We start from the raw sequence: 26921 nt of genomic DNA, 5'->3' as shown, positions 1-26921 counted from the left end.
CGCCGGCCCAACATCCCTTCCGTGCGGGATGGCCGCTCTTGCCGGGCGCCGAGCACACCGCAATTGTGCATTCGGTCTGAGCATCCGCCCGCCACTCGCTGGCATTTGGCACATAGAAGCAGTGGGGCGCGGTTTTCTCGAACACGTTCATACGCTCGCCGAGCACGCCCCAATCCTTCCCTGCCGCGTGGAATGCCACCTTCCCCTCGACCACGACAAGGATCACCTCGCGGTCGCCAGTGACTTCCTCGACGACTTCACCCGGCCTCAAACGGTAGACCGAAAAGCCGACATAGCGCCAGCCAGCGGATTGAGGGGTGATCTCATGAACTTTCCCATGGGAGCCAAATGGCCTGTGCAGCAATCCGGTCATTATCTCTCTCCGTCAATCAAACGGTCGTTGGTGGGCAGCGTTTTCGTTGTAGCGCTTGCGTGCGTGCTCAAGACGGTCGGGTCCTCCAACCTGGGGCACTGCGACATCCCACCAGTGACCGCCAATGCCTGTGCCGGGAACAGCGTCCGTGTCGATAACAATCACGCTGGGAACATCTCGGTTCCGGGCTTCAACGATCCGGACTTGCAGTTCCGCTATCGAGGCGACCTTCTCCGCATGCGCTCCCATAGACGCGGCATGTGCAACAAAGTCGATCTCTGGCTGCGTCTCGACATTGCAATCCTTGTACATGTTGTTGAATTCGGCGCCACCGCACTCGATCTGGAGCCGATTGATGCATCCGTAGCCGCGATTGTCAGTCAGCACGACGGTGAACGGAACGCGGCGCGAGACAGCGGTCGCAAGTTCCGAATTGGCCATCATATAGGAACCGTCGCCAACGAAGCAGATGACTTCCTTGTCGGGGCGGGCAAGCTTGATGCCCATGGCGCCGGCGACTTCGTAACCCATGCAGGAGAAACCATACTCCATGTGATACCCGCCTGGCACCGATTGCCACAGCACCTGCAACGCGCCTGGCATCGTGCCTGCAGCACACATGACGACCGTGTTTTCGGTCGCCACGCGTTGCACAGCACCGATCACCTGCGCGTCGGTGGGCAGGTTGTCCGGCCCATCCGAAGCGGGAGCTGCCGTCACCCGGTCAACGGCAGCATGCCAGTCAAGTCGGCGCTGACCGTTGACGTCGGGGACACGAAACGGACCAAGTGCCGCTGTCAAACGCTCGAGCGTGACTTTGGCATCTCCCACGCAAGGCAACGCGCCATGCTTCATTGCGTCGTACCCGGCAAGATTGATCGAGCCCAGTCGGCGCGCCGGATTGCGGAAAAGTGCCCAGCTTCCGGTGGTGAAATCCTGAAAGCGCGTCCCGACGCCAATGACGAGGTCAGCGTCAGCGCAAAGGGCATTGGCGCATTCCGAGCCGGTGACACCCGGAGACCCGAAATTCAACGGGTGATCCCACCCATTCGCGCCCTTGCCTGCCTGGGTTTCCACGAACGGAATATTATGAACCTCGGCAAACGCGGCAAGCTCGGCTTCGGCCCGCGAATAAATGACGCCGCCCCCGGAAATGATTACCGGCTTCCGCGCGCCGCGGATCGCAGCGGCCAAGTCCGCAACGTCTCGCGGATCTGGCTCCACGCGCCGGATGCGCCAAGTCTTCTGTTCAAAGAACGCTTCCGGGTAGTCGTAAAGTTCAGCTTGCACATCCTGGCTGAAGGCAAGCGTTGCTGGACCACAATTGGCTGGATCGGTCATGACGGCGAGCGCTCGCGGCAGGCATATGAGAAGATGCTCCGGGCGGGAAATGCGGTCAAAATAAGCAGAGATTGGCCTGAAGCAGTCGTTGGCGCTGACCGTACCGTCATTCATATCTTCGATCTGCTGCAAGACCGGGTCGGGTCGTCGGTTGGCAAATACGTCACCGGGGATGAACAACACGGGAAGGCGGTTCACATGGGCAAGCGCGCAAGCCGTCACCATGTTGAGGGCTCCAGGCCCGATTGAGGAGGTGATAGCCTGTGCCCGGGTGCGCTTTAACGTTTTTGCGTAAGCAATTGCCGCGTGCGCCATCGTTTGCTCGTTTTGGCCACGCCATGTCGGCAACGCATCGCCGATCCCGTGTAGCGCCTCTCCGATCCCTGCCACGTTGCCGTGTCCGAAGATTGCCCATACGCCTTCGATGAACCGTTCGCCCTCTTCGGTCATCTGTACCGACAACCATTTCACCATGGCCTGCGCGGCCGTCAGTCGGATCGTCTTCGTCATGCTGCCTTCTCCCGTGCGACGGTTCGTGCCTGATCCCAAATCGAGCATAGTCGTTGGTAGCGCTCCGCCATCTCCGTGATGGCTGCCTCGTCTTCCAATTCGCCAGTCATCCAAAGCCTTGCAACGTCGCCGAAGATTGTCCGGCCAACCGCGAAGCCCTTGACCAGAGGGAATGCTGCGGCGACCTCGAAGCTCGCCGCCAGCTCTGCCTCCGGCGCGTCCAGCCCCAACACCACGATGCCGCGTGTGTGACGGTCATTTTTTTCAATCGCGGAAATCGTGTTCGCCCAAGCGGCTTGCGTCTTCATCGGCTCAAGCTTCCACCAGTCTGGAAAGATGCCGATGTCATAGAATTGCTGGATCAGAACGGCGGCCGTCTGGTCGTCGACCGGCCCAACCTTTGACGGAATGATCTCCAGGAGGAATTCCAGGCCGTTGCGCCGCGAGGCCTCGAACAACCGCTTTACCGTTGCTTCCTGGTCTGCACGCGTTTCAGCATCGTCGTCCGGACGGCAAAAGCAAAGCACCTTGACGACGTTTTCTCGCGCCCACTCGCCAAGGCCACCATAGTCGCTGCCCAGTTCCGGCTCCAAAGTCAGCGGGCGCGACCCCGGCCACTCGCAGGGCCGTCCAATCCACAAGCCGGACCCCGACGCCGCGTGCAGCGCCTTTCGTCCGATCCGGTTGTCGCACAGAATACCGTAACCAGGCCGTCCTTGCTGAACTTGCAAAGCCGCCTGAAGGCAAAGTTCCTTGAAGGCGCTACCCTTTTCGAGCGTGTACCCCGCCAATTGCTCAAGCTGCATGCGGTGATCGAAGGCGAAGACCCGATATTCGGGCCAGTCTTCTGCGTGATTTCGATGGCGGTTTGTCGACCAGTGGATCTGCTCGAGCTCTGCATCGTTGCGCAGATCCGGCTGCTGGATGCCACGTTTCAGGAAGAACTCCAATTCCTCCAAAGAGGGATAGGCCGGCGTACAGCCATGCCTGGAAACAGCGAAAGCACCGCAAGCATTGGCGTGTTTGAGAGCTATCGCCCAATCCTTGCCATCGAGCCAGCCTTTCAGCAGTCCCGAGAAGAAACCATCCCCTGCCCCGAGGACATTAAAGACTTCGATGGGAAAACCTTCGCCCGACACGCCCTCATCAAGATTGTCCGGGACTACGCCCTCGAAAGCGACCGCACCTTTCGCGCCGCGCTTGCAGACAAGCGTCGCCGCGGAAACCGCACGGACGGCCTTCAGCGCTGCCACGGTGTCCGAGGTGCCGCCGGCAATGTGGAACTCTTCCTCCGTACCGACGATAAGATCGAAGAAATGGAGTGTCGACTGGAGTTTATCGGTCACCTGCCGGCTCGCCACATAGCGGCTTTCCCCGTCGCCATGACCGGCGACACCCCACAGGTTCGGCCGGTAATCAATGTCGAGGGCCGTTTTGGCACCGTGCGCACGCGCGAACCCAAGTGCTTTCAGGACGGCCGCTTCTGTCCGGGGATTGGAGAGATGCGTGCCGGTGACGACCACGGCGCGAGCAGACGCTATATACTTTTCGTGGATGTCGCCTTCATTGAGTGTCATATCGGCGCAGTTCTCGCGGTAGAAAATCAAAGGAAATGTTTCCTCATCTCGAATTCCGAGGAGAACCAGCGCCGTCAGCCGCTCCGGATCTGTCACCACGCCGCCTACGTCGACGCCTTCGCGTTGAAGTTGCTCGCGGATGAAGCGGCCCATATGTTCGTCGCCAACTTTCGTGATCAAGCCGGACCTCAGTCCAAGACGGGCTGCGCCGCAGGCGATATTGGTCGGTGACCCGCCAATATATTTGTTGAACGAGCCCATATCCTCCAGGCGTCCGCCAACCTGTATGCCGTAGAGGTCGACCGAGGACCGGCCGATGGTGATTACGTCGAGTGTTTTCATGTCAAGACTCCGAGCTGTTCAGAAACCGGTGCGCGCGAGGAAAGAGCGGCTGGCCGCTAAATCCTCGAGGATTGAACCGGTATTACGCGGATCGCGCTCCTGTTCGATGGTGATGTAGCCGCCGTAATTAAGTTCGGTGAGAAGTGTACGGATGGCCGGATAATCGATCGAGCCACGCCCAATCGGGCACATGACGCCTTTGGCACAAGCATCGAAGAAGCGGATACGCTCGCCCATCACTTCCCGGTAGGTTCCGGCATCGATGTCCTTGAAATGGATATAGTCGACGCGGTCCCAATAGCGGCGCAAGGTGGCAACGGGGTCCATCGCGGAATAGGCCATATGCCCGGTGTCGAGGCAGAGGCCTGCCAACTCGGCGGGAACGTCGTCCGCGATACGCTTCAGTTCGTCGGCAAATTCGATATAGCCGCCAGCGTGCGGATGGATAGTGGCGCGTACACCATATGTGTCACGAGCAAGCCTCGCGATGGCGCGGATGTTTTCGACCATCGCGTCCCACGCGGCATCGTCAAGTCGCGGGGCACGGTCCGAATGACCGGCAGCATAGTCTCGCTCGTCATGTCCCCAGTCCATCACCGTCAGAAAGGGCGCCGCATAGCGCTGGCCCGGATGGGTCTCGGGCTTCGGCAATCGGGTGATCAGCGCGCAAATCTCGTCAGTCTGGCGCAGCAGATTGTCGCGGTTCGACGGCGAAACGAGATCGTCAAAGATCGTTCCAGCGACAACCTTCAGGCCGCGTTGGTTGAGTGCCTCAGACACCAGGTCAAGGTCGAGCGGCAGATAACCATACGGTCCGAGCTCAAGTCCGCCAAATCCGGCCGCCTTCGCCTCGTCGAGCACCTTCTCCCAATGGGGCAGATGCGGGTTCTTCACATCATCGACACCCCAACAGCAGGGCGCGGTAGTAATGGTGATCGGGTTAGCCATCTCTTCCTCAGGGGGTTGGCGGGGCCGCGACAGCGGCCCGCGCCGAAATCAGCGGCTGATCGTCGCCTGCAGCGCGTCAATGGAGGACTGGATGCCAGCGTTGGTCGACATGGTGAAGTCTTCCATCTCGAGGCTGACCCAACCATTGTAGCCGACCATGCGGACCACCGAGAAGAACTCCTTCCACCATTGCAGGTCGTGGCCTGCCCCGACGGCAACATAGTTCCAGGAGCGGTTCGCAACGTCGGTTACGTCCTTCAGCTCAAGCAGGCCGTTTACATCCGCGAGCCCGCGTTCGATACGGGTATCCTTGCCATGGCAATGGTGGATGGCCGGACCGAGTGCACGCGCCGAGGCGATCGGATCGGCGCCCATCCACATTAGGTGCGACGGGTCGAGATTCATGCCAACGGATGCGCCAACCTCGTTGCGCAGGCGAAACAGGGTTTCCGGGCTCCAGACGAGCATAGCCGAGAAGTTTTCAAGCGCGTATTTTTCAACGCCTACTTCCTTGGCGAGCTTCACCAGATCGTGCCAAAGCGGAAAGGCACGGTCTTCCCACTGATAACGATCGCGCTCCGGCATCTCATCGGGCCAGCTCTTGGTGTAGACAAGCCAGTTGGGCACGCTGTCGCCAGGTGCCGCTTCCGGCAACCCGGACATCGTCACGATGGTTTTAATCCCAATCTCGCCAGCGAGGCGGATAGTTTGTTCCATCTCCTTGCGATGGCGCTTGCCCATGTCGCCGGGATCGAGGGGATTGGCGGAGCAATTCAGTGCCGCGATCTCCAGACCGCGCGCTTCGATTTCCTTGAGTTTGGTTTTCAAGAGCCCCTTGTCGGCCAGAAGCTCGTCAGCGCGGAAATGCGGCGCGCGGGACCAGCCGCCACCAGTCATTTCGATGCCTTCAACACCGAGCTTTACACATTTGTCGAGCATATCGGTGAATGACAGGTCGCCCATCACGTCGGTGCAAATCGAAAGTTTCATTGTACTATCTTTCCGGAGTAGAGATTGTCGGGGCGCTCGATGACGTGGGCAGCGACGCGCCTTTCTTTTGTCACTTGAAATCGACCCAGGCGGAGCCTGCGTCGGCCGAACGGACGCAGTTTTCCAACCAGCGCACACCCTCGGTGCCCGCCTTGATGCCGGGGTAGTGGTGCGTCTTCAGGAAGGCTTCGTCGTCGCGATTTTTCGCGTCGATCGCCTGTGCGATCCAGAGATAGATATTCGACCAGCTATCGCCGAGACCTTCCGTATGCAGCGCACCCATGCGGTCAACGGCAAGGCTTTCCTCTTCAAGATAGGGCATGCCGTGATGCAGGATGCGGTTTGGTTCACCCTGAACTTCGTAGATCAGCTGGTCAGGATGCGCGTCGGACCATTCGATGGAAGCCTTTGAGCCAACGAAACGATAGCGCTGCGAACCCATATTGCCGGCATTGACAGACGAAACCCACAGGCGACCACGAGCTCCGTTGTCATAATGCATCAGAACTGTTGCGTGGTCCTCGAGCGGTGCACGGGTCGGAATGAAGGCCTTACGGTCGCAAAGCAGCCTTTCGATCTTCAGATGCGGCAGAACGACTTCGGAGAGGTAATAGAGATGCGTGCCGATGTCGCCGAGAACGAAAGTCGGGCCAGCGGTCTTCGGATTGGTACGCCATTTTAGAGCCTCGCCCGCGCCAACGTCGTCGCCAGCATTGAAACCATGGGTATACTGCATGTCGACGATGCGGATATCGCCGAGCATGCCTTTCTTCACCATGGCTGCCATCTGATGAACCAGCGGATGGCCGGTGAAACCATAGGTTACCCCGACGATCAGGCCTTTTTCCTCGGCCAGTTTCGCAACTTCGTCGCATTCCTCAACGGTAAAGAATAGCGGCTTCTCGCAGATCACATGGAGGCCGGCTTCAAGGCAAGCCTTGGTGATTTCGTAGTGTGTGAAGTTTGGCGTGGCAATCGAGACGACTTCGACACCGTCCTCACGCGCTGTCTCCCCGGCGATCAGTTCCTTGTAATCGGCATAGCAGCGATTAGCCTCGACACCGAGTTTGACGCCAAAGTCGCGGCCACGCGCGGCGTCAAGATCGAAGGCCCCGCAGATGAGCTTGTAGGTCCCGTCGCGCAAAGCTCCGGTCCGATGCTTGTAGCCCACTTGACCGGTGCGTCCACCACCGACCATACCCCAGCGCAGAGGCCGTTCTATCAGTCGTTCGCCATTTATCATGTCTGTTCTCCTCCGGCCTTGTGCCGGCTTTGGTTTGCCAAGGCTCCGCCCCGCGGCGGGACGGTTCCCGTCGCCCACGTAAGCTGTCTCGTTAAAACTTGCCTGTGCGGTTGCTTCCGCGCACCGGCCACTCTGGCCTATTTCTTCCAGTATTTGTCGACGTAACGCTGCATCTCGGAGCGCATGAACGTGCCCGAATGGTCGGCCTTGTCCTCCCAAGCGAAGACGCAGGCCGTCATGATTCCGTCAAAGCCCACCTCGGCGAGTGTGCCGAAGAAATCGTCCCACGGCACTTCGCCCTGGCCGATATTAAGATGCTGATGGACGCGCGCCTGCGTGCCCGGCGGATTGAGAATGTAACGCAAGCCCGAACTGGCCTTGTGATTGAACGTATCGCCAACATGAACATGAGCCAGCACATCAGCACATTCCCGCAGCATCGCTTTCGTATCGTCGCCGAAGTAGAAAGTATGAGGAGCGCAATAAAGGAACTTGACGTTCTTAGAGTTCACCGTGCGGATGATGTCCACGGCGGGTTGCAGTGTCTCGCACCAGTCTTCGGGATGTGGCTCGACATGAAGGTTGATGCCTTCCCTCTCGAAGATTGGCACCAGCTCTTCCATCGAGCGCCACCATGCATCCTCACAGGTCTCGATCATGCTGCCGGTGTGACAGCAGTAGCAGGATCCCTTGTCGGGATGCGGTCCGCGGCCGAATTCCGAGTTCATCACATCCACTTCCATCTCGACCGCGATCTCGATGGCACGCTTCCAGTGCTTGACGGCGGCTTGCCGCTCGGCCTCGTCGTTGGAGGCCCAGCGATACATCGGCAGGATAGAAGCAATTCCGACGTTTGCATCCTTCAGTGCACGCTTGAACGATTTGATTCGATCAGGAAACACGCGGGGCGCCTTGAACCACTCAAGGAAGTCTCCGCGAGGAGAAAGTTCAATCCAGTCGTAGCCGAGTTCTTTCACCTTGGCAGGCAGTTGCTCAAGGCTCAAATGGCGATGCATGAACGGGTCGAGAGCGATCTTCATATGTATTACTCCGAGTGTCGGCGGTTGTTAAAGAAGCCCCGGCCGGTAGCGGCCGGGGCAGGTTCGGCTTTCAAGCCGCGGGAGGATTGTGTTGTGCTGTGAGATGGCCTTCGATCTCAGCCTCGAGTTCCGCCATGGCTTCGCCGCCTGCCATCAGATCGGTGATTTCTTCGCGGGACCTTTCGCCTTTGCGGAAATCGGCGGCAACCGCGCCACGGATCAGCACCGCAAAATGGTCGCCGACGGTCATCGCATGCGTCACCTGATGGGTGATAAAGATCACAGCGAGGCCACGCCGACGTGCCTCCAGCACGATCCGCAGGACGTGTGCCGCTTCCTTGACACCAAGTGCCGCGGTAGGCTCATCAAGGATCAGTACCCTGGCTCCGAAGTGTACGGCCCGGGCGATTGCCAGCGATTGGCGCTCGCCACCCGACAAACCGCCGATCAGCCGGTCGCCGTCATCTATGCGGGTGATGCCGAATTCCTGCACAGCCTTGACGGCAATCTCGTTGGCCTTTTTCCGGTCGTAAATCTTGAACGGGCCGAAGCCTTTGGTCGGCTCGACACCGATGAAAAAGGATCGGCCGATCGACATAAGCGGGAAAGTGCCGCCGAACTGATGCACCGTCGAAATCCCGGCCTCCTGGGCATCGCGCGGGCCGCGAAACTCGACGGGTTTGCCATCCATCAGCAGCTCGCCGGAACTGGGCTTGAAGACGCCAGCCATGGCCTTGATCAGCGTTGATTTGCCTGCGCCATTATCACCGAGAAGGCAGAGCACCTCACCTGCATGCACCTTGAGAGAGATATCGTGAAGCACATCGATCGGGCCGAAGGACTTGTCGACGTGGCGTAATTCCAAAATTGGAGTGGTCATCGCGTATCCCTCACTTCTTCTTCGGCCTGTAGGCCAGCGCCATGTTGCGGAAGGTGTTGTTCATCAGGACAGCCAGCAGCAGCATGATGCCGATGATCAGGCTCGACCAGTTACGATCGAACGTCGTGAAATAGATGCCCTGATTGACGATGGCGAAGGTGATTGTGCCGAAGAATATTCCGATTACTGAGCCGAAGCCGCCCGTAAGCAGAACACCACCGACGACAACCGAGATGATCGAGTTGAAGATGAAGGTCATGCCACCGGAGACCTGGGCGGAGTTGAACAGGATCGCCTGGCACATCCCAACGAATGAGGCACTGACAGCTGAGAGCACGAACAGGGCAATGGTCAATCGGCTTGTCGGAATGCCAGCATTGCGGGCGCTGATCTTGTCGCCGCCCATTGCAAAGATCCAGTTTCCATATGGGGAATAGTGGATGAAGAAGATGAACAGGGCCGTTATGGCAAACCACCACAGGATGATGACTTGAAACGATCCCCCAAGGAACTGACCGAAGACAAACTTGGCCCAAGGATCCGCAGTCAATGCAACGCTTGTGGTGCCGGTTACAAGAACCGAAAATCCTAAGGTCAGGCCCTGGACGGCAAACAGTGTGCCGAGCGTGACAATCAGCGATGGGACCGCTGTGCGGACGACTAGAATGCCATTGATAAGGCCGACGACGAGGCCGAGCAAGATGGAGCCCAGCATTCCGATCCAGATTGGAAAATCGTAATGTCCCGAAAGCACGGCGACCATCATGGAGCCTGCGGGAATCATCGCGCCAATCGAAATGTCGAGCTCACCGGCGATCATCAAAAGTCCGATGGGCAGCGCAACGATGCCGAGGTTGGCCGCAACGTTCAGCCAGCTCGCAGCACCGGCTGGTTCAAGAAACTTCGTACTCCCGAACACGACAAAAAAGACAAGGACACCGATCAGTCCGAGAAAGGCTCCCGCCTCGGGTCGGCGGAAAAGATTTCCGAAGGAAAAGTTGTTCATAGGAGAGATCCCGTTTTTGGGCTCGACTCTTTACGCGGTTGAACGCGTGTGGCCGGACACCTGATAAGGCCGGTCCATAGCCCCGCTACGGACCGAACCGGAGGATTTGCTTACCGAGCGCCCTTTTCTACGCCGGCCAAGGTGGCATCGATGTTTGACGCATCAACAATGCCGGGACCGGTCAGAACCGGAGCAGTCGGGAGGGCCGTACCGTAGTCGATGGTGGAGGCAAGGAGCGTCACGCCAAGCAACGATTGCAGATAGGGCTGCTGGTCGATTGCAAAGGTCTGGGATCCATCCTTGATACGCGCCAGCCCTGAGGCATTCAGGTCGAAAGTGCCATGGACAAGCTTTCCAACCTTGCCCGCCTGGCTGATGCCGCTTGCGGCCGCATCTGCATCAGTCGCGCTGACATTAATCACGCCATCGATGGTATCATCCTGCAGCAGCGTGGCCTTCACTGCTTCAGCAATAGCCGTCTGGTCGCCGAAGCTGGTCGCCGGCAGCGGCAGCTGCTTTCCCTTGCCACCTTTCGCGGTAATGCCGTCGATGACGCCCTTGCATCGCGCCTCCAGATTGGCCGCGCCTGGAACAGTGTTGACACAAATGACATTCTTCGCGCCTTTCGAGCCAAGGTATTCGCCGCCTGCCTTGCCCGCGACGAATTCGTCTGAGCCAACATAATTGATTGCGCCGAGTTCACGGGCTTTTTCGATGCTACCCGCATTCATGAGGATAACCTTGATCCCGGCGTCGATTGCGGCCTTGATCGCCTCGTCTTCCGCCTCTGGGACCCAGTTCGGAACGACGATACCCTCCACGCCTTGGCTGATGGCGGTGCGCACGAGCTGCGCGGCATCCGGACCAAGATTGTCATAGGTCTGGAGCTGGAGATAGCTGACCTGGCCGCCGTTCTTCTCAACGACGAGGCGGGCGTCATCAACGCCCTTCTTGATACGGTTCCAAAATTCGTCGTCCGTCTTCCCCCCGACGACGGCGATGTTTGCCGCAAATGCCGCCGGAGCGGCGAAGGACACAATAGTGGTCGCAAGCAATGCTGCACAAAAGTGCTTCATATGTTTCATCAAACTCTCCTCCCAATTCCATCCCTCGATGGCTGCAGTAATTGCGTATTGATCTGTAGCGTTTGGAATGCCAGAATGGAACCATCTTGGCTGACTGAGGAGCATTTCATTCCAAAGCATGCCATTCACAAATGAAACAAACGGAACTTCTGAATGAACAGGCCAACCATCTCTGATTTGGCGAAGACCGCAGATGTCAGCCTCTCGACGGTAAACAGGCTTCTGCACGGGACGGGAACGGTTCGACCGGAAACGGTAGACCGCATTCTGGATGCCGCCAATGAGATCGGTTTCTATGGCTTGGGCGCCCTGCGGCAGCGTAAACGCGAGAACCTCCCGCATCGAAACCTGGGATTCCTGATGCAGCAGTCTCACCGACCGCTTTATCAGATGTGGGCAGAAGCATTGATGTCGGCCTCGATGCGACGAGCCGATGCGGTGATCGAGCCTAATGTTGTCTTCGAAGATGACCTTTCCCCCGAAGCGGTGTCAGCCAATCTGCTGAGGATGGGACAGACCTCGGACGCCATTGCCGTTGTGACTGCCGATCATCCGCTTGTCAGCCAGGCAATCGACGAATTGCGCGGCAGGGGCATTCCCGTTGTGGCGTACGTGACCGATTTATCGGCCGCGAGCCGTGCAGGATTCGTCGGGACGGACAACTGGAAGAGGGGACGCACGGCGGCGTGGTTTATCAGTCAGACGGCGGATGGTCCGGGGAAGGTCTTCCCTCTTGTCGGCAGCAATCGCTACCAGTGCCAGGATATCGCAGATGCCAGTTTTCGCTCCTATATGCGCGAGCATGCCTCCGCTTTTAGTATTAGCGAAACGCAGCTCACTCACGAGGTACCCGACAATGCCTACGCCATTGTTCGCCGCCTGATCGAAGAAGAGCCCGACCTTAGAGGTATTTTCGTAAACGGCGGCGGAATTTCCGGCGTCTTGCGCGCTTTGCGAGAATTGCCGCTGGACAGGCAGCGCATGATCCGGGTCGTCTGCTCCGACATCGGCCCCGAAACTCGCAAGGGATTGAGCGAAGGCTTGATCACCGCATCGCTTTGCCACCCTATTGATAAGATGCCGCAGGAACTGATTGATGTCATGCTGCGCTTGATTGAGCGTAGGGATGCCGCATCAATCGAACAGAGGATCGTCCCGTTTGACATTCTGACTCCGGAGAGCATTTGGACGTAGTTTTTGCCAAAATAGCCAAGGACTTCGCTTCTGAGGAACTGACTACGTTTCGTCGAGCGAGGTGTATCTATGAGTGGCGTTTGAACACGCTTAGTCAGCACCCGACTTACCGCGCTCGAAGCTTCGCTGAAATCGAGGGTGGATCGACAGCGGGACGCAACTCGGCGGTCGCATCAAAAAATGCAAAGAAAACAATGGAATATCGAAAAAATTATGGTGCGGATAGAGGGACTCGAACCCCCACGGTCTCCCGCCAGAACCTAAATCTGGTGCGTCTACCAATTTCGCCATATCCGCAGATGGAGGCGTGACTGCACCCCAAGCGCCGGTCTCTATATCACCCTCTCTCCAAGGGTCAAAGGAAAAAGGCGGACATCAGACAGCAATATTTGCTGCCATCGACGCGGATATAGCTGGTCAGTAGATCGGCTCTTCATAGAGCACATTACCGTCGTCCTTCAGCGCGCGGATCTGCGCGTCGCCGGTGGGTGAAACGGCAATCACAGCCTCGATCTTGCGCTCCCGCTGCTGGTCTTCGATCGCCCTTCCCTGACCTTCAGGCACATAATAGCGCTCGATGCCATAAGTGACGCGAAGCTCATGGTAGACGGCAGCGTTGGGGAAGCTTGCGGTGCGGCCGCGCAACTGGATCTCGCCCGCCTGCAAATCCTCGCGTTTCTGCCAGGAGGCGCTGCCGAAAGTCCAGGCACCGTCGTCGCCCTGCTTCACCGTCACATAAATATCGGCCAGCCCGTCCGCGACTGGTGGCGTTCCACTGACCTTGCCAGCCTCGATGTTGGAAATGCCATAACCGAGCGTCACATAATCGCCGCGCAGCAGGTCGTGCGGATCGACCGGCTCTGTCAGCAGCGTGATATCGGTGCCATTGCGCAGGATGGAGGCATGCTGTGCGACCATGGCGTAAAGCGCGCCGGACTGCAGAAGCGCCACAGCAGCGCCAAGCCAGAGGAAGCGATTGATCTTCAAAGTCATGCCGTTACCTCTGTTTTCGGACTCTTTTTCTGAAGCCGCCGCTCCATTCGGATGACGAAGGCGGCGAGCAGCAGCACGAGCACGCCCGCACTGAGGAAGAAGCTTGCCGTGCCGATCAGTGTGCCTATGGTCTGGAAGGCAAGATAAAGGACTTCCAGGGAGAAGACCGTGTAGGCACTCCAGCGCACCGCCAGATTGCGGTGGCCAGAGAGTGCAAGACCTGCAATCGAACAGCCAAGAACGGCAAAGCCGATGATAACCTGATTGCCGACGCCATCGCTGAACTGGTCAAACTGGAAGAAAATCAGCGCCAGGATCAGCATCATGAAACCATAGGCGCCGATTGCCTCGGCCCAGCCTGTCAGCTGTTCCAATGCACCATTGCGCAATGCATCCGCCAGGAAGAGCGCACCGCCGAGAATCGCGGCCACCCACAATATCCAGCTCCGGTCGAGGTCGAACCTGACGGTAAAGACATAGATGATCAGCAACAGCGCAATGAGATGCCGGGCGGCCTTCCCCTTGGTGAACCAGACCAAACCGCCACAGATGAAGAGCAGGATCGGCACCAGCCAGAGATAGCTGAGGCGCTCCGATGTGGCGGGTTCGAGCGAACAGAACAGATAGAAGCCGGTTATGGCGACACTCGCCGAAACCAGCACGGGCGAGCGCAGGAACAGCGCAGCAACCATGGTGCCGGCCACCCAGAGCAGTGCAGCGTCCGAGGCATCGCCCGACAGATGATACATCTGGCCGACAAGAGCAATTCCGGCACCGAAGGTAATTGCCGCTGTCAGATAGAGCGCCTGGCTGAAGACCGTGTCGCCGCGGCTTTCCCGCCATGCCCCGCCGACATAGCCGATAAACAGTACGGACATGATGAGGCCAACGCGGAGAAGGCGCGGCATCGCCTCCCAATTGGCAGCGATGAGCGAAGCGATGGCCGCGCCAAGAAGAACGGCACCAAGGAGCGCGAGAATGCCGCCAAGGCCGAAGCCGGAACCTCTGTCGTCGATATCCTTGCGCAGACGCTCGGCGATGGCATCATCGATCAAACCATCCTGCTGCCACCGCGCAATATGTTTTCTTACGCCGAAGGAAATCGCCACGGGCCGCTCCTGAATCGCTTGTCTGTCCGCAGCTAACGCCAGAGACAGCAAAAACGCAATTATGGCTCGATTCGGCCAATCGCCGCAAAAATGACGATTGTGCGACGCAACAATTAAAATCGATTAATGTTGCAATGCAACAATTGCATAGCTGACCTGCAAACTTGGCTCTGCAACTTTCGAGAGTCATCCACTATCTTCCACTCAACGATCAAGAGTGATCAACCTAACAACGAACCGAAATGGTGATTGAAATGAACCTTATCCGCTCTTACAGCAACTGGCGCCGTTATCGTGACACGGTTTCCGAGCTGAACCGTCTATCGACCCGCGAACTCAGCGATCTGGGCATTGCCCGTTCGGACATCCCGTTCGTCGCCAAGAAGTCCGCAGTACGCTAATCGCATAACAGAATATCGCCGGGGCTCATCCTCCTCCCAGAGCTCCCGCGATCGAAGGCTGGCACTCCTCCTCCCAGCTGGCCTTTACAAAACGGCACCCACCGCACCTCCTCCCGCGGTGGGTGTTGTTGTTTCTGGAGCAGACTTAACGGCGTCCGCCGTAGCCCCTTCCCTTCCATTCCGCCAAACGCATGATATCCGGTTGACCGCCCCCGGGTTCGTACCAGGAGTCAACGGCCCACAGCGTACCCGAGCCATCTTTCAGGACGGCAGTGAAATGCGGGTAGCGGCCGTCGAAGAAACTGCCGCGCGAATCCCGGCTCGCAACTTTATGATGGTGCAACAAGCCGGCACTCTGCAGATAGCGCAGGAAATGGTCGGTATTGGTCGATTCATCGACGCAATCCATCTGGCCTCTCTGGCGTCCTTCGCCAAATTCCATCTTCGGCCGGTCGACAACGCCAATAACCTGTGTGCTGCGGCGTTCGAAGACCTGCACGGCGCGCCGGACGGCGGCCCGTTCCGCTTCGGCGGATTTGCGCCCACCTGCCATGATGGAGACGATCCTGGAACGATCCGCCCCGGTCAACGTCACCTGCGTTTGAAAATTGCAGCCATAACCGTGGCAGATGCGAAAGCTTTGCGCTTGCGCCACTGACGCAGTGCCGCACAGAATAGCGAAAAGGAGCAGCGGCAGAGTACGTCTCGATCCAGTCATGCGCATGGGACAATCCTAGCAAGGGCTATCGCTGAAGCCTACCGAATTTAAATCTTATGGTTTCTGGATATGATTGGGTGCCGGGGTGGAAACGTCCTCCGCCCAGCCCTACATGCAAATCCCACCTCATATCCCCCGGGAGTACGTTCCATGCAAAAACGTCGCCTTGGCCGCACCGGCCTATCCATCGCGCCATTGGTTTTTGGCGGAAATGTCTTCGGCTGGACCGCCGACAAGAAGACTTCATTCGATCTGCTCGACCGTTTCGTCGATGCCGGCTTCAACGCCATCGATACGGCCGACGCATATTCCCGCTGGGTACCAGGAAACGAGGGCGGCGAATCCGAGAGGATCATTGGCGAATGGATTAAATCGCGCAATGCGCGCGACAAGGTGGTGATCATCACCAAGGTTGGCTCGGATATGGGTCAGGGCAAGAAAGACCTTTCCGCCGCCTATATCGCCAAGGCGGTGGAAGCCTCATTGACGCGGCTCCAGGTCGATGCGATCGATCTTTACCTGTCGCATTGGCCTGATCCCGATACACCCTACGAGGAAACCCTCGGCGCCTATGAAAAGCTGCTCAAGGCCGGCAAGATCCAATCGGTCGGCGCCTCCAATCTCGATGCGGATCAGCTGCGCGCGGCGCTGGATGTGTCCAAGGCAGAGGGGTTGCCACGCTATGACGTGCTGCAGCCGGAATACAATCTCTATGACCGCAAGAGCTATGACGGCAAACTGCGCGATCTGTGCATGGCGGAAGATATTGGCGTCATCACCTATTTCAGCCTCGCCCGGGGCTTTCTCTCCGGTAAATACCGCAGCGAAGCCGATCTCGGCAAAAGTGCGCGCGGCGGCGGGGTAAAGGATTATCTCAACCCGCGCGGCTATGGCATTCTGGCTGCGCTCGACGCAGTATCTGCCAGGCACAAGGTGAAGCAGGCCGAAGTGGCGCTGGCGTGGATCATCCAGCGCGAAGGTGTCACGGCACCGATCGCCAGCGCGACCTCGCTGGAACAGCTGGACAGCCTGATCAAGGCTGCGTCGCTTGAGCTCGACAAGGACGATATCGCCGAACTCGACAAGGCCAGCGCCTGAACCAGGCTTGAAGACAAAAGAGCCGCTGTAGCGCGTCTGCGGCGGCTTTTGCACATTGAAGCACGGCGTCAAAGAGTTTATTGGAAGCCTATGTCGAACAAACCTGTACACATCATTGGCGGCGGTCTCGCCGGTTCCGAAGCCTCTTGGCAGCTAGCAGAGGCTGGTATTCCCGTCATCCTGCATGAAATGCGCCCCGTTCGCGGCACCGATGCGCACAAGACGCAGGATCTCGCGGAACTCGTCTGTTCCAATTCATTCCGTTCGGACGATGCCCAGACCAATGCGGTCGGCGTACTGCATGCGGAAATGCGTCTCGCCAACTCGCTGATCATGGCCTCCGCCGACGCCCATCAGGTGCCGGCCGGCAGCGCACTTGCCGTCGACCGCGATGGTTTCGCTCAAACAGTGACGGCAAAGCTTGAAGCCCACCCGCTGATCACCATCGAGCGTGAGGAAATCACCGGCCTGCCACCGGCAGGCTGGGACAAGGCTATTATCGCCACCGGCCCGCTGACCGCGCCCTCGCTCGCCGAAGCCATTGGCAGGGAAACCAGCGCCGACGCCCTCGCCTTCTTCGACGCAATCGCGCCAATCGTACATTTCGATTCCATCGACATGAATGTCTGCTGGTTCCAGTCGCGCTACGACAAGGTCGGCCCGGGCGGCAACGGCAAGGACTATATCAACTGCCCCATGACGAAGGAGCAGTACGAGACCTTCGTTCAAGCGCTGATCGCGGGCGACAAGACCGAATTCAAGGAATGGGAAGGCACGCCCTACTTCGATGGCTGCCTGCCGATCGAGGTGATGGCTGAGCGCGGCTCGGAAACCCTGCGGCATGGCCCGATGAAGCCGATGGGGCTGACCAACGAACACAATCCGACCGTCAAGGCTTATGCCGTGGTTCAACTACGGCAGGACAATGCGCTCGGCACGCTCTACAATATGGTCGGCTTCCAGACAAAGCTGAAATATGGCGCGCAGACCGATATCTTCCGCATGATTCCGGGCCTGGAAAATGCGGAATTCGCCCGGCTCGGCGGCCTGCACCGCAATACCTATCTGAATTCGCCGCTCCTGCTCGATCCGACCTTGCAATTGAAAAGCCGTCCTGGCCTGCGCTTTGCCGGCCAGATTACCGGCTGCGAAGGCTACGTCGAATCCGCCGCCATTGGCCTGCTTGCCGGGCGCTTTACCGCTGCGGAACGTCTCGGCCAGGCTGTGACACCACCTCCACTGACAACGGCATTCGGCGCGCTGCTCGGGCATATCACCGGTGGCCACATCGTCACCGACGAAGAGCCGGGCAAGCGGTCCTTCCAGCCGATGAATGTCAATTACGGTCTGTTCCCGCCCATCGAGGCACCGAAATCCGAGGGCAAGCGGCTGCGCGGCAAGGAAAAATCCAACGCCAAGAAACGTGCCATGAGTGCACGTGCCCTGACCGACTGCCGTTCCTGGCTAGGTCTGCCTGCTATCGCGGAAGCTGCGGAATAAATCTACCGCACTGATGCCCTGAACATCGCCCACTGGCGGCGGAGCGGCGAAATCTCGGCTACCTCGTCGGCGGCATTGGAGCCGTTGGCTTTCAGCTTCTTCAGATAGGTGCGCGTGAGCGTGGCCGGCAAGTAGGCAGGACGTAGCGTTGCCGGTAGGGATTTTGCAGCCGCTTCGAACTTGGCAAGATGGTCCTCGGCAAGTGCGATCATTGCATCGATCGCACGCTGCGCGGCTGCCTTGTCGGAGCCATCCAGCAAGCTAGCGGAACTGCCGCCGACAGCGGCGAGAATATCCGCCGGGATGTAGACCTGGCGGCGCCGCCGATGCAACGGTAAAAGCCGCAACAACCCGGCAACGGCCTGTGCCACGCCGGCATGCCCCGCCGTATCCGCGTGCGCCGGAGCAGCATCCACATCAAGGATGAGCGATGCCAGCTGGATAAGCGCCGACGCCGTCTCGCCGCAATAGCCTTCAAGGTCGTTACGACTTGGCATCGGATCGTCATAGAGGTCGAAAATCCGCGCCTCGCAATAATTGTCGAATGCCGTTCGCGGCAGATCATAGGCTTTGATCGCGTCCAGCAGCGCCGCAGCAACCGGGTTACCAGAGATTGCGCCGTGTTCGGTTCCGTTGATCAGATCACGCCACCATTGCAAGCGCACTTCTCCCGGAAGCGGGTCATGGATCAGGTCGCGGATGCGGGCGATTTCTGTATTGAACGCATAAAGCGCCGCCAAGGTGCCGCGCTTGTCTTCCGGTGCATACAGCACCGACAAATAGCGGTCGGGATCGGCGGTCCGCAAAAATTGCATGCAGTGGGTTTCATTGGCGTTCATGCGGCTGAGATATAGGGATGCGGTAGATTAATCTACTGCAATCAGCGCCGCGGCGACGGCGCGGTCTTCCGCCAGCAAGACATTATAGGTCCGCACGGCAGCCCCCGTGCTCATCGGATCGGACGATATGCGATGCGCTCGCAAGACATCGCGCAGCTCCTGCGGAAGCCGGCGTAATTCGGTGCCTGTCCCGACCAGCAATATCTCGATGTCGGACGCTTGCTCCAGCACAAGCGACAAATCAGCGGCGGTCAGAATGGGCAGCGTTTTCGGCTCCCAGCCATGAATACCCGACGGCAGGCAGAGTATGGAACCGCGATGCGACATGTCCGCAAAGCGAAAGCCGCCATTGCCATAGGCATCGATGGGCGCCCGCCCGGGGAAATGGGCATCGCGGATTTCAATGCCTTTAACCACCCTAAGCTCCATTCTGCTCGGAAACGGCTGCCGGTGGTTGGTCGTCGATCACATCGCGTCCCTTCAGTCCGAACAGCATCAGGAGTGGACCGGCCACGAAGATCGAGGAATAGGTTGCGACGACAATACCCACAGCAATGGTGAGCGCAAACGACCGCACGTCATCACCGCCATAAACATACAGAACGATCAGCGCCAGGAAAGTGGCAAGCGACGTCAGGATCGTGCGCGACAATGTCTGGTTGATCGAGGCGTCGAGGATCGCCGACAAGGACATGCTGTTGCCGTGCCGCCGCAGGTTCTCGCGGACGCGGTCGTAGATAACCACCGTATCGTTGAGCGAATAACCGACGATCGCCAGCAAGGCAGCGATACTCCAGAGATTGAACTCCATCTGGAAGATCACGAACATGCCAAGGAGCAGCAGGACGTCGTGAACGGTCGCAATAATTGCTCCCAGCGCAAAATGCCACTCGAACCGGAGCCAGACATAGACGAAAATCGCAAGCAGCGACAATGCAACAGCCAGCCCGCCTGCCTGCGACAGCTCACTCGAAACCGCGGGACCGATCACATCGATACGTGGGAAGTCATAATCGTCCTGAAACTCGCCGCGGATTTTCACACCGACTGTCTGCTCGGCATCCTCACCCTCGCCCTGGCTACCGACGGTGATCAGCGCGCGATCCTCCGATTTGAACGGTTCGATCTTGACGTCGCCGATATTCAGTTCATCGAGCCGGCTGTAAACGTCATCGAGATCGATTGCCCCCTCGTGCGACTGCATTTCGATCATCGTTCCGCCCTTGAAATCGATGCCGAAATTCATGCCGACGATGGCGAACAGCACGATCGCCGCAATGCTCGACAGCGCCGAAAAGCCAAGCGTCAGGCCACGCAGTTTCATGAAAGGTATCTTGGTGTCGTTCGGAACGAGCCTGAGCGGTGCACCCGGAACTTCCTTGGGTTTCGAACGCTGTACCCATAGCGATACCAGCCAGCGTGTCAGCGTGAATGTCGTGAACAGCGTCGTGACGATACCGATCGTCACTGTCAGCGCGAAGCCGTGCACGGGTCCGGTCCCGAGGATGAAAAGCACGAGCGCGGCGATTAACGTTGTGACATTGGCATCGACAATGGTTGCAAGTGCCCGGGAAAAGCCGGAATCGATAGCCTGAATGACGGAAAAGCCGGCACGCCTGTCCTCGCGGATGCGCTCGTAAATGAGCACGTTCGAGTCCACCGCCATGCCGATGGTCAGCACGATACCCGCGACGCCTGCCAAAGTCAGCGGCGCCCCGAACAGCGTCAGGACCGCCAGGATCAGGACCACATTGACGACCAGGGCGATACTGGCGATCACGCCAAGGAAACCGTAGGTCAGGAGCATGAAAAGGATGACCAAGGCTGCGCCGATAAGCGCTGCGATCTTGCCCGACGAGACGGCGGCAGCGCCCAGATCCGTTCCGATGGTTCGCTCTTCAATCACCGTGACATCCGTCGGCAAGGCGCCAGCCCGCATCACAAGGGCGAGATTGCTTGCGCCCGAAAGGTCGAAATTGCCGGAGATCTGGCCGGTATTGCCGGGGATGGCTTCGCTTATCACCGGTGCCGAAAGAACCTGATTGTCAAGAACAATGGCAAAGGATTGACCGACGCCGGCCTTTGTCGCCTTTGAAAACCGGTCAGCGCCGATGCTGTCCAGCCTGAAGGTTATGACCGGCTGCTGCGTCGCCGTATCGATGCCGGCCTGCGCATCGACAAAATTCTGGTTGGATACCAGCGGCTCCTGCTTGACCAGATAGGCAACTGGAGGGTCATCAAAGGAATAAACAACCTCGTCGCCTTCTGGCGGCGTACCATCGATGGCCTGCTGCACCGGCATCGACGGATCGACCATCTGGAAGCTGAGTTCACCTGTCAGGCTCAATATGTCCTTGAGCAGCTGTGAATCGTAAAGGCCCGGAACTTCGACCAGCACGCGGCCATTTCGTTGGCTTTCGACATTGGGATTCGTATAGCCAAGTTCGCTCAGACGACGGCTCAGGACTGCTATCGTTGCGTCTGTATCCGCCAGATGATCCTTGTCGACCTGCAAGCGGAGGCGCGATCCGCCCTCAAGATCCAGTCCGAGCGCCAGTTGCTTCTTCGGCAGCCAGTCCGGCAATTTCACCAGCTGGTCCTGGCTGAAGACATTTGGCAGCGCAAGGATCACGCCCGCAAGAACAACAGCCCAGATGAGTACGGTCTTCCAGCGGCTAAAATAGAGCATTCAGTCGGCCTTTTGCGGCTAGAATCAACAGAGCGGCTCCATGGCCGCCCTGTAACTATGCCTTATTTCTTGTTGTCGGCAACCGGCTCGCCCTTGACCCGGACATCGGCAACCATGCCGCGGAGCACGCGCGCCTTGACCCCCTCGCCGATTTCAACGTCCAGCTCGCCCGTATCTTCATAAACCTTGATCACCTTGGCAATGAACCCGCCGCCGGTGATAATTGTGTCGCCACGGCGGATGTTCTTCAGTTGCTCTTCGCGCTTCTTCGCCGCTGTGCGCTGCGGGCGGATGATCAGGAAATACATGATCACGAAGATCAGGATGAACGGCAGGATGCTCATGAGCATTTCCGGTGCGCCACCGACACCCGTTGCCTGTGCATATGCGGGAGTTACGAACATAGAGACAACCTCCAGAGAGAACCAAGTTTGAATGAACCAGCCTGCGCAATACAATGTTTGCGCGGGCAAAAGCAACCGTACAAAGCTGCATGTGCCGCTTTTCGATTTACCGTCAACATGATAGTGACACCACGCATACAAAAACAAAGGCTTGATGAGAATGTCCGAGGAATTGCTGACAGATAAACTTGACCGTCTGATTGCAGTGCTGGAGCGCATGGCGCCGCCAAAGCCGCAGCCGGTCAAGCTGGATGAGGCGGATTGCTTCGTCTGGAATCCCGACCGCCTCGCGTTCGATCCGATCAGCAAGGTCAACCGCGTCGATATCTCCCTGATCCGCGGCGTCGACAATGTTCGCGACATCCTCTTTGACAACACAAAGCGCTTTGCCGACGGTTTCCAGGCCAACAATGTGCTTCTGTGGGGCGCGCGCGGAATGGGAAAATCATCGCTGGTCAAGGCGGTTCATGCGTCGGTCAACACGGCCGCACCGGCTGGCAGCCACCCGTTGAAACTGATCGAGATCCACCGCGAGGATATCGGCAGCCTCCCTGCCCTGATGGCCGCCATCAAGGATACCGACTATCGTTTCATCCTGTTTTGCGATGATCTGTCGTTCGATCATGACGACACCTCCTACAAATCCTTGAAAGCAGCGCTGGAAGGTGGCGTCGAGGGGCGGCCGGATAACGTGATCTTCTATGCCACGTCGAACCGCCGCCATCTCCTGCCCCGTGACATGATCGAGAACGAACGTTCGACGGCGATCAACCCGTCCGAAGCCGTCGAGGAAAAAGTCTCGCTGTCCGACCGTTTCGGCCTCTGGCTCGGGTTCCACAAATGCAGCCAGGAAGATTATCTGGCGATGATCGACGGCTACGCCGCGCATTTTGACCTTGCCATGAAAAAGGAACAGCTCCATGCGCAGGCACTGGAGTGGTCGACCACGCGCGGCTCGCGGTCGGGGCGCGTCGCCTGGCAATTCACGCAAGACCTGGCCGGTCGTCTCGGCAAGAAGCTCTGAGGCAACCGGCAGGCGATCAGCCCGCCGCCTTGTCCAATGCCTCTTCAGCCCATTGATTGAGGCTCTTGCCGGCTCGCTCTGCAGCAAGCGCCGCTCGGCGGTGAATTTCAGGCTTTACCCGAAACATCATTTTGCCCGAATATGGCTTTTGGGGCTGCTTGCCGATTTTGGTGCATGTCTCGATATAGTCATCGACAGCTTCATGAAATGCCACTTTCAAGTCTGCTACCGTATCGGCATGAAAACCGACACCATCGCTGATATCAGCAATTTTGCCGAAGAAAATTTCATCCTCATCGTCGTATTCGATGCGCGCGGTGTAGTCTTTGTAGTGCATGACGTTCATGGCTTTATTCCAATTCTCTCCAAAAAGACCCGAGCCGCACGCACCTGGTAACGCTTTGCTTCCTTGGAGGGGTGAGGCCGATGAAAGCTTTCCACTTCTCCATCTTTTTCAAATTTTACACGCGACCCACTACCCTCGATCGTTCGTGCCCCCACGCTGATCAGCAAACTTTCAATATCTGACCATGCAATGGAACCTGAAACCGGGTCCGCAAAGACAGCCGCCAAGGTCCGTCTGTGTCTGCTGTTCATAGAAATAGCCTCGTTCAAATATATTATATGCAAGCACAAAATGCTAGCACAAATGTCGGTTCAAAAAGCAAAAGCCCGCGCCGAGAGGTGCGGGCTTTGAACGTGTAAGTCAGCCTGATCAGGATTCGAGATATTTCGCCGGATCGACAGGCGTAGAATTCTTGCGGACCTCGAAGTGCAGCTTCGGCGACGTGGCGTTGCCGGTCATGCCGGAGCGTCCGAGTTCTTCGCCGCGCTTGACCTTCTGACCACGCTGAACATTCAACTTGCTGGCATTGCCGTAAACGGTGACCAGGCCATTGTCGTGCCGAACCAGAACCGTGTTGCCGAATTCCTTGAGGCCGTCACCGGAGTAGATAACGACGCCGTTTTCCGCGGCCTTGATCGGCGTGCCCTCCGGCACCGAGATATCGATGCCGTCACTGCCCTTGCCGTAATTGGCAACGACACGGCCGCGTACCGGCCAGCGCATTCCCGAGACACCCGTACCCGCAGGCGCGGCGGCAACATCCTTCTCGGCATCGTCGATGACTTTTTCACTGGCCTGTGGCGGCGTATAGGGTTTGGCCTGACTGTCAGCCTGCGTTGCAGCAGGAGTTGCAACCGCCTGTGTGGCAGCGCTTGCCACAGCCTTCGGCTGCTCGGCTGGCGGTGTCGATGCGGTCTTGACCTGATCGACGCCACCCTTCGGCTTCATGTTGTTGGCAACATTCTGCGCCAGCGCCGCATTGGATGGCGGAATGATCAGCGACTGCCCGATACGGACCGTACCGTCGGTCATATTGTTCGCCTGCTTGATCGCCTCGACATTGCTGCCGGTCTTGCGCGAAATCGCATGCAGGGTATCGCCGCTCTGAACCGTGTAGGAACCGCCATTGCTCGGCGGGGTCGTGTTCTTTGCCGTCGCCGGCGTGGTGGAAACTGCTACCTGCTTTTCCTTGACCTGCGGGGTCTGCGGCAGGACGGCAACGTCATTCGACGGCGCCTGAACTGGCGCGGGCTTTGCTGGCATTTTTGCTTCGCGGCCATCCGGGGTCTTCAACGTACCGGAATTTGTGCCAAGCGGCGCTGCCTTCATCGGTTGGACAGGCTCGGCGGATGCCAGCTGCTGGTTCCGCATCGGAGCCGCATTTGCGACAGGCGCGAGGGCTGGACGCGACGGCTGCGACGAAACAGGTGGAAGCGCCGAAGCACTTGCGGCGCCTACAGGCGGCAGGCTGCCGCGCTGAACACCGCCAGAGGACTGGACAGCACCGCGATTGACCGAAGCCGTGTAGGTTGAATCGACCGGCGGCGTATAGGGCTGCGGGCCCGTATTCTGGGCCTGCATGATCGAACGCTGGTTATCGCTGTAGCCAGAGCTAAAGTCGGCGCTGGTAAAGCGCTGCACTCCCGAGCTGCAACCTGCAGCCATACCGGCAACCGTGAGAATAGCGGCATTCAGAGCCAGCCGCCGTGACGCTTTGTTTAGGGTACTCAAACGCATCGCATGTCCCGCCCGTACTCAATACAAGAATATTGGGAGCATTAGATCGCGTTAATGTTACTCGACCGTTAAAAGGCGAATAAAATTTGTAAAAAATTCACCAAACTCTTAAACCGTTGCCACTGTCAAAGCGCAGAAGCAACGCCTTCAAGCAGCGAGAGGAAACGCACCGGCATCATGTCCTGCCGCTCGAAGCGGCTGCCGATTTTCGAAAGACGTGCAATCACCTGCCGGCCGTCGAGCGGACCGATCGGCGCCACCATGACCCCATTTGACGACAGCAGTTCGACGAACTGGCGCGGCATGCTTTCGAAAGCACCCCAGACAATGATGCGGTCGAAAGGTCCATCATGCACCAGGCCGTTCCTGCCATCCGTGTGCTTGATGAATGTATTTTCGATCTTCAACGCCTGAAGGCGCTGTTGGGCAAGCTCCACGAGGGTGCGGTAGCGCTCGAGCGACAATACGCGGCCCGAAAGGCGCGCCATGACCGCAGCCGTGAAGCCCGTGCCTGTTCCGATTTCGAGCACGCGGTGCGCAGGTTCCAGATCGAGCGCCTTGATGAGCTGCGCCTGCAGATCCAGCCCCTCGATAAATTCTCCGCATTCGATCGGCAGCGCACCGTCACCATAGGCCGCATTTCCGAGATTGCCGTTGACGAAGGCCATGCGCGGCGTTGCTTCAAAGGCACTCATCAAACGCTGATCCGTCAGGCCAAGCGAGCGCATGCGAAGGACAAAAGCGGCAAACCCTTCCCGGTCCGACAAGGCAGGCTTCATGCGAATGCATCCTCCAATGTTGCACGCATCTCATGCGCTGTCAGATCGAGCTGCAACGGCGTGATCGAAATGAAATTCTTGCGGATCGCGGCAACGTCGCTGTTCTCGGCAGGCACATCCTTGCCGCGCCCATAACGCAACCAGTAGTAGGGCAAGCCACGCCCGTCATGGCGTTCCTCGATGGCAAGGCCATGCGAGAGCTTGCCCTGCGCCGTAACGCGTATGCCCGCAATTTCCGATGCAGCACAGCTGGGGAAATTGATATTGACGAGAACGCCCTTTGCCAGTTCCACGCTGAGCAGTTTTTTCAGGAGAGCCGGCGCGCGTTCCTCGACGACTTCCCACGGCAGGATGCGGGTGCCGCCATCGAGGTTGTATTCCTGCGACAGGGCAATGGATTTGATGCCCAGCAGCGTGCCCTCGATCGCGCCGGCAACCGTACCGGAATAGGTAACATCATCAGCCATATTCGAGCCGGAATTGACACCCGAGATGATCAGATCGGGAGCCTCGGGCATGAGATGCTTGACACCCATGATCACGCAATCGGTTGGTGTCCCGCGCACGGCATAATGCCGCTCGTCGATCTTACGCAGCCGCAACGGGTTGGAGAGGGTCAGCGAATGCGCCAGGCCGCTCTGATCGGTCTCCGGCGCAATCACCCAGATATCGTCGGACAATTGGCGGGCAATGCGTTCGAGTACGCTCAGACCTTCCGCATGAATACCATCATCGTTGGTCAAGAGAATGCGCAT

Annotated in this window: 26 protein-coding genes, 1 tRNA gene and 1 pseudogene; 5 read left to right on the top strand and 23 right to left on the bottom strand. The window is 58.4% G+C overall.

Features of this window, described 5'->3' with window-relative positions; translation table 11 throughout:
* Positions 1-16: 16 nt before the first annotated feature.
* From BLM14_RS07805 to BLM14_RS07760, 10 genes and pseudogenes are all read right to left on the bottom strand, one after another.
* A pseudogene (locus tag BLM14_RS07805) lies at positions 17-373 on the bottom strand (5-deoxy-glucuronate isomerase); the annotation flags it as partial.
* 12 nt (positions 374-385) lie between these two features.
* A complete protein-coding gene (gene iolD, locus BLM14_RS07800) occupies positions 386-2224 on the bottom strand; it encodes a 3D-(3,5/4)-trihydroxycyclohexane-1,2-dione acylhydrolase (decyclizing) (protein WP_099998855.1) in 1839 nt (612 codons plus the stop codon).
* Positions 2221-4143, bottom strand: coding sequence for a bifunctional 5-dehydro-2-deoxygluconokinase/5-dehydro-2-deoxyphosphogluconate aldolase (locus BLM14_RS07795; RefSeq protein WP_099998854.1), 1923 nt, complete (start codon positions 4141-4143; stop codon positions 2221-2223). The genes iolD and BLM14_RS07795 overlap by 4 nt, the downstream gene beginning before the upstream one ends.
* An 18-nt stretch (positions 4144-4161) precedes the next feature.
* Positions 4162-5091: a TIM barrel protein gene (locus BLM14_RS07790; protein WP_099998853.1), complete on the bottom strand. Its 930-nt coding sequence runs from the start codon at positions 5089-5091 to the stop codon at positions 4162-4164.
* Between the two features lie 48 nt (positions 5092-5139).
* Positions 5140-6081, bottom strand: a complete 942-nt coding sequence (locus BLM14_RS07785; RefSeq protein ID WP_099998852.1) for a sugar phosphate isomerase/epimerase family protein — start codon at positions 6079-6081, stop codon at positions 5140-5142.
* Between the two features lie 70 nt (positions 6082-6151).
* Positions 6152-7324 (bottom strand): Gfo/Idh/MocA family protein, encoded by a 1173-nt coding sequence (locus BLM14_RS07780; protein WP_099998851.1) that lies wholly within the window; start codon positions 7322-7324, stop codon positions 6152-6154.
* Between the two features lie 137 nt (positions 7325-7461).
* Positions 7462-8364 (bottom strand): sugar phosphate isomerase/epimerase family protein, encoded by a 903-nt coding sequence (locus tag BLM14_RS07775; protein WP_099998850.1) that lies wholly within the window; start codon positions 8362-8364, stop codon positions 7462-7464.
* A 70-nt stretch (positions 8365-8434) separates the two neighbouring features.
* Positions 8435-9244, bottom strand: coding sequence for an ATP-binding cassette domain-containing protein (locus BLM14_RS07770; RefSeq protein ID WP_099998849.1), 810 nt, complete (start codon positions 9242-9244; stop codon positions 8435-8437).
* A gap of 10 nt (positions 9245-9254) precedes the next feature.
* On the bottom strand, positions 9255-10250 hold the full coding sequence (locus tag BLM14_RS07765; protein ID WP_099998848.1) for an ABC transporter permease: 996 nt from the start codon (positions 10248-10250) through the stop codon (positions 9255-9257).
* A gap of 110 nt (positions 10251-10360) precedes the next feature.
* Complete coding sequence (locus BLM14_RS07760) at positions 10361-11335, bottom strand: substrate-binding domain-containing protein (protein WP_418314206.1); 975 nt, start codon at positions 11333-11335, stop codon at positions 10361-10363.
* A gap of 153 nt (positions 11336-11488) precedes the next feature.
* Here BLM14_RS07760 and BLM14_RS07755 point away from each other — a divergent pair, with 153 nt between their 5' ends.
* Positions 11489-12529, top strand: a complete 1041-nt coding sequence (locus BLM14_RS07755; protein ID WP_099998847.1) for a LacI family DNA-binding transcriptional regulator — start codon at positions 11489-11491, stop codon at positions 12527-12529.
* A gap of 214 nt (positions 12530-12743) precedes the next feature.
* Here the strand turns inward: BLM14_RS07755 and BLM14_RS07750 are convergent.
* The 3 genes from BLM14_RS07750 to BLM14_RS07740 form a co-directional block, all read right to left on the bottom strand.
* Positions 12744-12826: transfer RNA gene (locus BLM14_RS07750), tRNA-Leu, on the bottom strand.
* Between the two features lie 120 nt (positions 12827-12946).
* Positions 12947-13522, bottom strand: a complete 576-nt coding sequence (locus BLM14_RS07745) for a GDYXXLXY domain-containing protein (RefSeq protein WP_099998846.1) — start codon at positions 13520-13522, stop codon at positions 12947-12949.
* Positions 13519-14631, bottom strand: coding sequence for a DUF2157 domain-containing protein (locus BLM14_RS07740; RefSeq protein WP_157929498.1), 1113 nt, complete (start codon positions 14629-14631; stop codon positions 13519-13521). The genes BLM14_RS07745 and BLM14_RS07740 overlap by 4 nt, the downstream gene beginning before the upstream one ends.
* A gap of 254 nt (positions 14632-14885) precedes the next feature.
* Here BLM14_RS07740 and BLM14_RS07735 point away from each other — a divergent pair, with 254 nt between their 5' ends.
* Positions 14886-15032, top strand: coding sequence for a DUF1127 domain-containing protein (locus tag BLM14_RS07735; RefSeq protein WP_100001090.1), 147 nt, complete (start codon positions 14886-14888; stop codon positions 15030-15032).
* A gap of 145 nt (positions 15033-15177) precedes the next feature.
* Here the strand turns inward: BLM14_RS07735 and BLM14_RS07730 are convergent, their stop codons facing one another.
* A complete protein-coding gene (locus BLM14_RS07730) occupies positions 15178-15756 on the bottom strand; it encodes a hypothetical protein (protein WP_237143493.1) in 579 nt (192 codons plus the stop codon).
* Between the two features lie 144 nt (positions 15757-15900).
* Between BLM14_RS07730 and BLM14_RS07725 the strand changes: the two genes are divergently transcribed.
* Together BLM14_RS07725 and trmFO are read left to right on the top strand one after the other, a co-directional pair.
* Positions 15901-16848 (top strand): aldo/keto reductase, encoded by a 948-nt coding sequence (locus tag BLM14_RS07725; protein WP_099998844.1) that lies wholly within the window; start codon positions 15901-15903, stop codon positions 16846-16848.
* A 90-nt stretch (positions 16849-16938) separates the two neighbouring features.
* A complete protein-coding gene (gene trmFO, locus BLM14_RS07720) occupies positions 16939-18348 on the top strand; it encodes a methylenetetrahydrofolate--tRNA-(uracil(54)-C(5))-methyltransferase (FADH(2)-oxidizing) TrmFO (RefSeq protein WP_099998843.1) in 1410 nt (469 codons plus the stop codon).
* 2 nt (positions 18349-18350) lie between these two features.
* On the opposite strand, the gene BLM14_RS07715 is transcribed toward trmFO, so the two are convergent.
* From BLM14_RS07715 to yajC, 4 genes are all read right to left on the bottom strand, one after another.
* On the bottom strand, positions 18351-19187 hold the full coding sequence (locus tag BLM14_RS07715) for a phytoene/squalene synthase family protein (protein WP_099998842.1): 837 nt from the start codon (positions 19185-19187) through the stop codon (positions 18351-18353).
* Between the two features lie 27 nt (positions 19188-19214).
* Complete coding sequence (locus BLM14_RS07710) at positions 19215-19604, bottom strand: Mth938-like domain-containing protein (protein WP_099998841.1); 390 nt, start codon at positions 19602-19604, stop codon at positions 19215-19217.
* A 1-nt stretch (position 19605) separates the two neighbouring features.
* A complete protein-coding gene (gene secD / locus BLM14_RS07705; RefSeq protein WP_099998840.1) occupies positions 19606-21876 on the bottom strand; it encodes a protein translocase subunit SecD in 2271 nt (756 codons plus the stop codon).
* A 62-nt stretch (positions 21877-21938) separates the two neighbouring features.
* Positions 21939-22280: a preprotein translocase subunit YajC gene (yajC, locus tag BLM14_RS07700; RefSeq protein WP_099998839.1), complete on the bottom strand. Its 342-nt coding sequence runs from the start codon at positions 22278-22280 to the stop codon at positions 21939-21941.
* Between the two features lie 160 nt (positions 22281-22440).
* On the opposite strand from yajC, the gene BLM14_RS07695 reads away from it, so the two are divergent.
* Positions 22441-23304 carry an ATP-binding protein gene (locus BLM14_RS07695; protein ID WP_099998838.1) on the top strand — a complete coding sequence of 288 codons (864 nt, stop codon included), beginning with the start codon at positions 22441-22443 and terminating at the stop codon, positions 23302-23304.
* 16 nt (positions 23305-23320) lie between these two features.
* On the opposite strand, the gene BLM14_RS07690 is transcribed toward BLM14_RS07695, so the two are convergent.
* The 5 genes from BLM14_RS07690 to surE form a co-directional block, all read right to left on the bottom strand.
* Positions 23321-23650, bottom strand: coding sequence for a type II toxin-antitoxin system HicB family antitoxin (locus BLM14_RS07690; RefSeq protein ID WP_099998837.1), 330 nt, complete (start codon positions 23648-23650; stop codon positions 23321-23323).
* Complete coding sequence (locus BLM14_RS07685; protein WP_099998836.1) at positions 23647-23901, bottom strand: type II toxin-antitoxin system HicA family toxin; 255 nt, start codon at positions 23899-23901, stop codon at positions 23647-23649. The genes BLM14_RS07690 and BLM14_RS07685 overlap by 4 nt, the downstream gene beginning before the upstream one ends.
* A gap of 118 nt (positions 23902-24019) precedes the next feature.
* Positions 24020-25387 carry a peptidoglycan DD-metalloendopeptidase family protein gene (locus tag BLM14_RS07680; RefSeq protein WP_099998835.1) on the bottom strand — a complete coding sequence of 456 codons (1368 nt, stop codon included), beginning with the start codon at positions 25385-25387 and terminating at the stop codon, positions 24020-24022.
* Between the two features lie 125 nt (positions 25388-25512).
* Positions 25513-26166 (bottom strand): protein-L-isoaspartate(D-aspartate) O-methyltransferase, encoded by a 654-nt coding sequence (locus BLM14_RS07675; protein WP_099998834.1) that lies wholly within the window; start codon positions 26164-26166, stop codon positions 25513-25515.
* Positions 26163-26921 (bottom strand): 5'/3'-nucleotidase SurE, encoded by a 759-nt coding sequence (gene surE / locus BLM14_RS07670; protein WP_099998833.1) that lies wholly within the window; start codon positions 26919-26921, stop codon positions 26163-26165. Before surE ends, BLM14_RS07675 begins: the two co-directional genes overlap by 4 nt.

It is taken from the genome of Phyllobacterium zundukense (assembly GCF_002764115.1).
In the GTDB taxonomy this organism is placed as follows: Bacteria; Pseudomonadota; Alphaproteobacteria; order Rhizobiales; family Rhizobiaceae; genus Phyllobacterium; species Phyllobacterium zundukense.
The sequence above is the reverse complement of the archived record's forward strand: the minus strand, read 5'-3'. Positions and strand labels throughout refer to the sequence as shown.

What these genes read in the sequence shown, in the direction of transcription:
- BLM14_RS07725 (WP_099998844.1), top strand. Translation starts at nt 15,901, where the DNA reads ATGCAAAAACGTCGCCTTGGCCGCACCGGCCTATCCATCGCGCCATTG.
- BLM14_RS07730 (WP_237143493.1), bottom strand. Translation starts at nt 15,756, where the DNA reads ATGCGCATGACTGGATCGAGACGTACTCTGCCGCTGCTCCTTTTCGCT.
- BLM14_RS07795 (WP_099998854.1), bottom strand. Translation starts at nt 4,143, where the DNA reads ATGAAAACACTCGACGTAATCACCATCGGCCGGTCCTCGGTCGACCTC.
- BLM14_RS07775 (WP_099998850.1), bottom strand. Translation starts at nt 8,364, where the DNA reads ATGAAGATCGCTCTCGACCCGTTCATGCATCGCCATTTGAGCCTTGAG.
- trmFO (WP_099998843.1), top strand. Translation starts at nt 16,939, where the DNA reads ATGTCGAACAAACCTGTACACATCATTGGCGGCGGTCTCGCCGGTTCC.
- BLM14_RS07755 (WP_099998847.1), top strand. Translation starts at nt 11,489, where the DNA reads ATGAACAGGCCAACCATCTCTGATTTGGCGAAGACCGCAGATGTCAGC.
- BLM14_RS07785 (WP_099998852.1), bottom strand. Translation starts at nt 6,081, where the DNA reads ATGAAACTTTCGATTTGCACCGACGTGATGGGCGACCTGTCATTCACC.
- BLM14_RS07715 (WP_099998842.1), bottom strand. Translation starts at nt 19,187, where the DNA reads ATGAACGCCAATGAAACCCACTGCATGCAATTTTTGCGGACCGCCGAT.
- secD (WP_099998840.1), bottom strand. Translation starts at nt 21,876, where the DNA reads ATGCTCTATTTTAGCCGCTGGAAGACCGTACTCATCTGGGCTGTTGTT.
- surE (WP_099998833.1), bottom strand. Translation starts at nt 26,921, where the DNA reads ATGCGCATTCTCTTGACCAACGATGATGGTATTCATGCGGAAGGTCTG.
- BLM14_RS07780 (WP_099998851.1), bottom strand. Translation starts at nt 7,324, where the DNA reads ATGATAAATGGCGAACGACTGATAGAACGGCCTCTGCGCTGGGGTATG.
- BLM14_RS07690 (WP_099998837.1), bottom strand. Translation starts at nt 23,650, where the DNA reads ATGAACGTCATGCACTACAAAGACTACACCGCGCGCATCGAATACGAC.
- BLM14_RS07790 (WP_099998853.1), bottom strand. Translation starts at nt 5,091, where the DNA reads ATGGCTAACCCGATCACCATTACTACCGCGCCCTGCTGTTGGGGTGTC.
- BLM14_RS07680 (WP_099998835.1), bottom strand. Translation starts at nt 25,387, where the DNA reads ATGCGTTTGAGTACCCTAAACAAAGCGTCACGGCGGCTGGCTCTGAAT.
- BLM14_RS07765 (WP_099998848.1), bottom strand. Translation starts at nt 10,250, where the DNA reads ATGAACAACTTTTCCTTCGGAAATCTTTTCCGCCGACCCGAGGCGGGA.
- BLM14_RS07760 (WP_418314206.1), bottom strand. Translation starts at nt 11,335, where the DNA reads ATGAAACATATGAAGCACTTTTGTGCAGCATTGCTTGCGACCACTATT.
- BLM14_RS07685 (WP_099998836.1), bottom strand. Translation starts at nt 23,901, where the DNA reads ATGAACAGCAGACACAGACGGACCTTGGCGGCTGTCTTTGCGGACCCG.
- yajC (WP_099998839.1), bottom strand. Translation starts at nt 22,280, where the DNA reads ATGTTCGTAACTCCCGCATATGCACAGGCAACGGGTGTCGGTGGCGCA.
- BLM14_RS07695 (WP_099998838.1), top strand. Translation starts at nt 22,441, where the DNA reads ATGTCCGAGGAATTGCTGACAGATAAACTTGACCGTCTGATTGCAGTG.
- BLM14_RS07675 (WP_099998834.1), bottom strand. Translation starts at nt 26,166, where the DNA reads ATGAAGCCTGCCTTGTCGGACCGGGAAGGGTTTGCCGCTTTTGTCCTT.
- BLM14_RS07745 (WP_099998846.1), bottom strand. Translation starts at nt 13,522, where the DNA reads ATGACTTTGAAGATCAATCGCTTCCTCTGGCTTGGCGCTGCTGTGGCG.
- iolD (WP_099998855.1), bottom strand. Translation starts at nt 2,224, where the DNA reads ATGACGAAGACGATCCGACTGACGGCCGCGCAGGCCATGGTGAAATGG.
- BLM14_RS07770 (WP_099998849.1), bottom strand. Translation starts at nt 9,244, where the DNA reads ATGACCACTCCAATTTTGGAATTACGCCACGTCGACAAGTCCTTCGGC.
- BLM14_RS07735 (WP_100001090.1), top strand. Translation starts at nt 14,886, where the DNA reads ATGAACCTTATCCGCTCTTACAGCAACTGGCGCCGTTATCGTGACACG.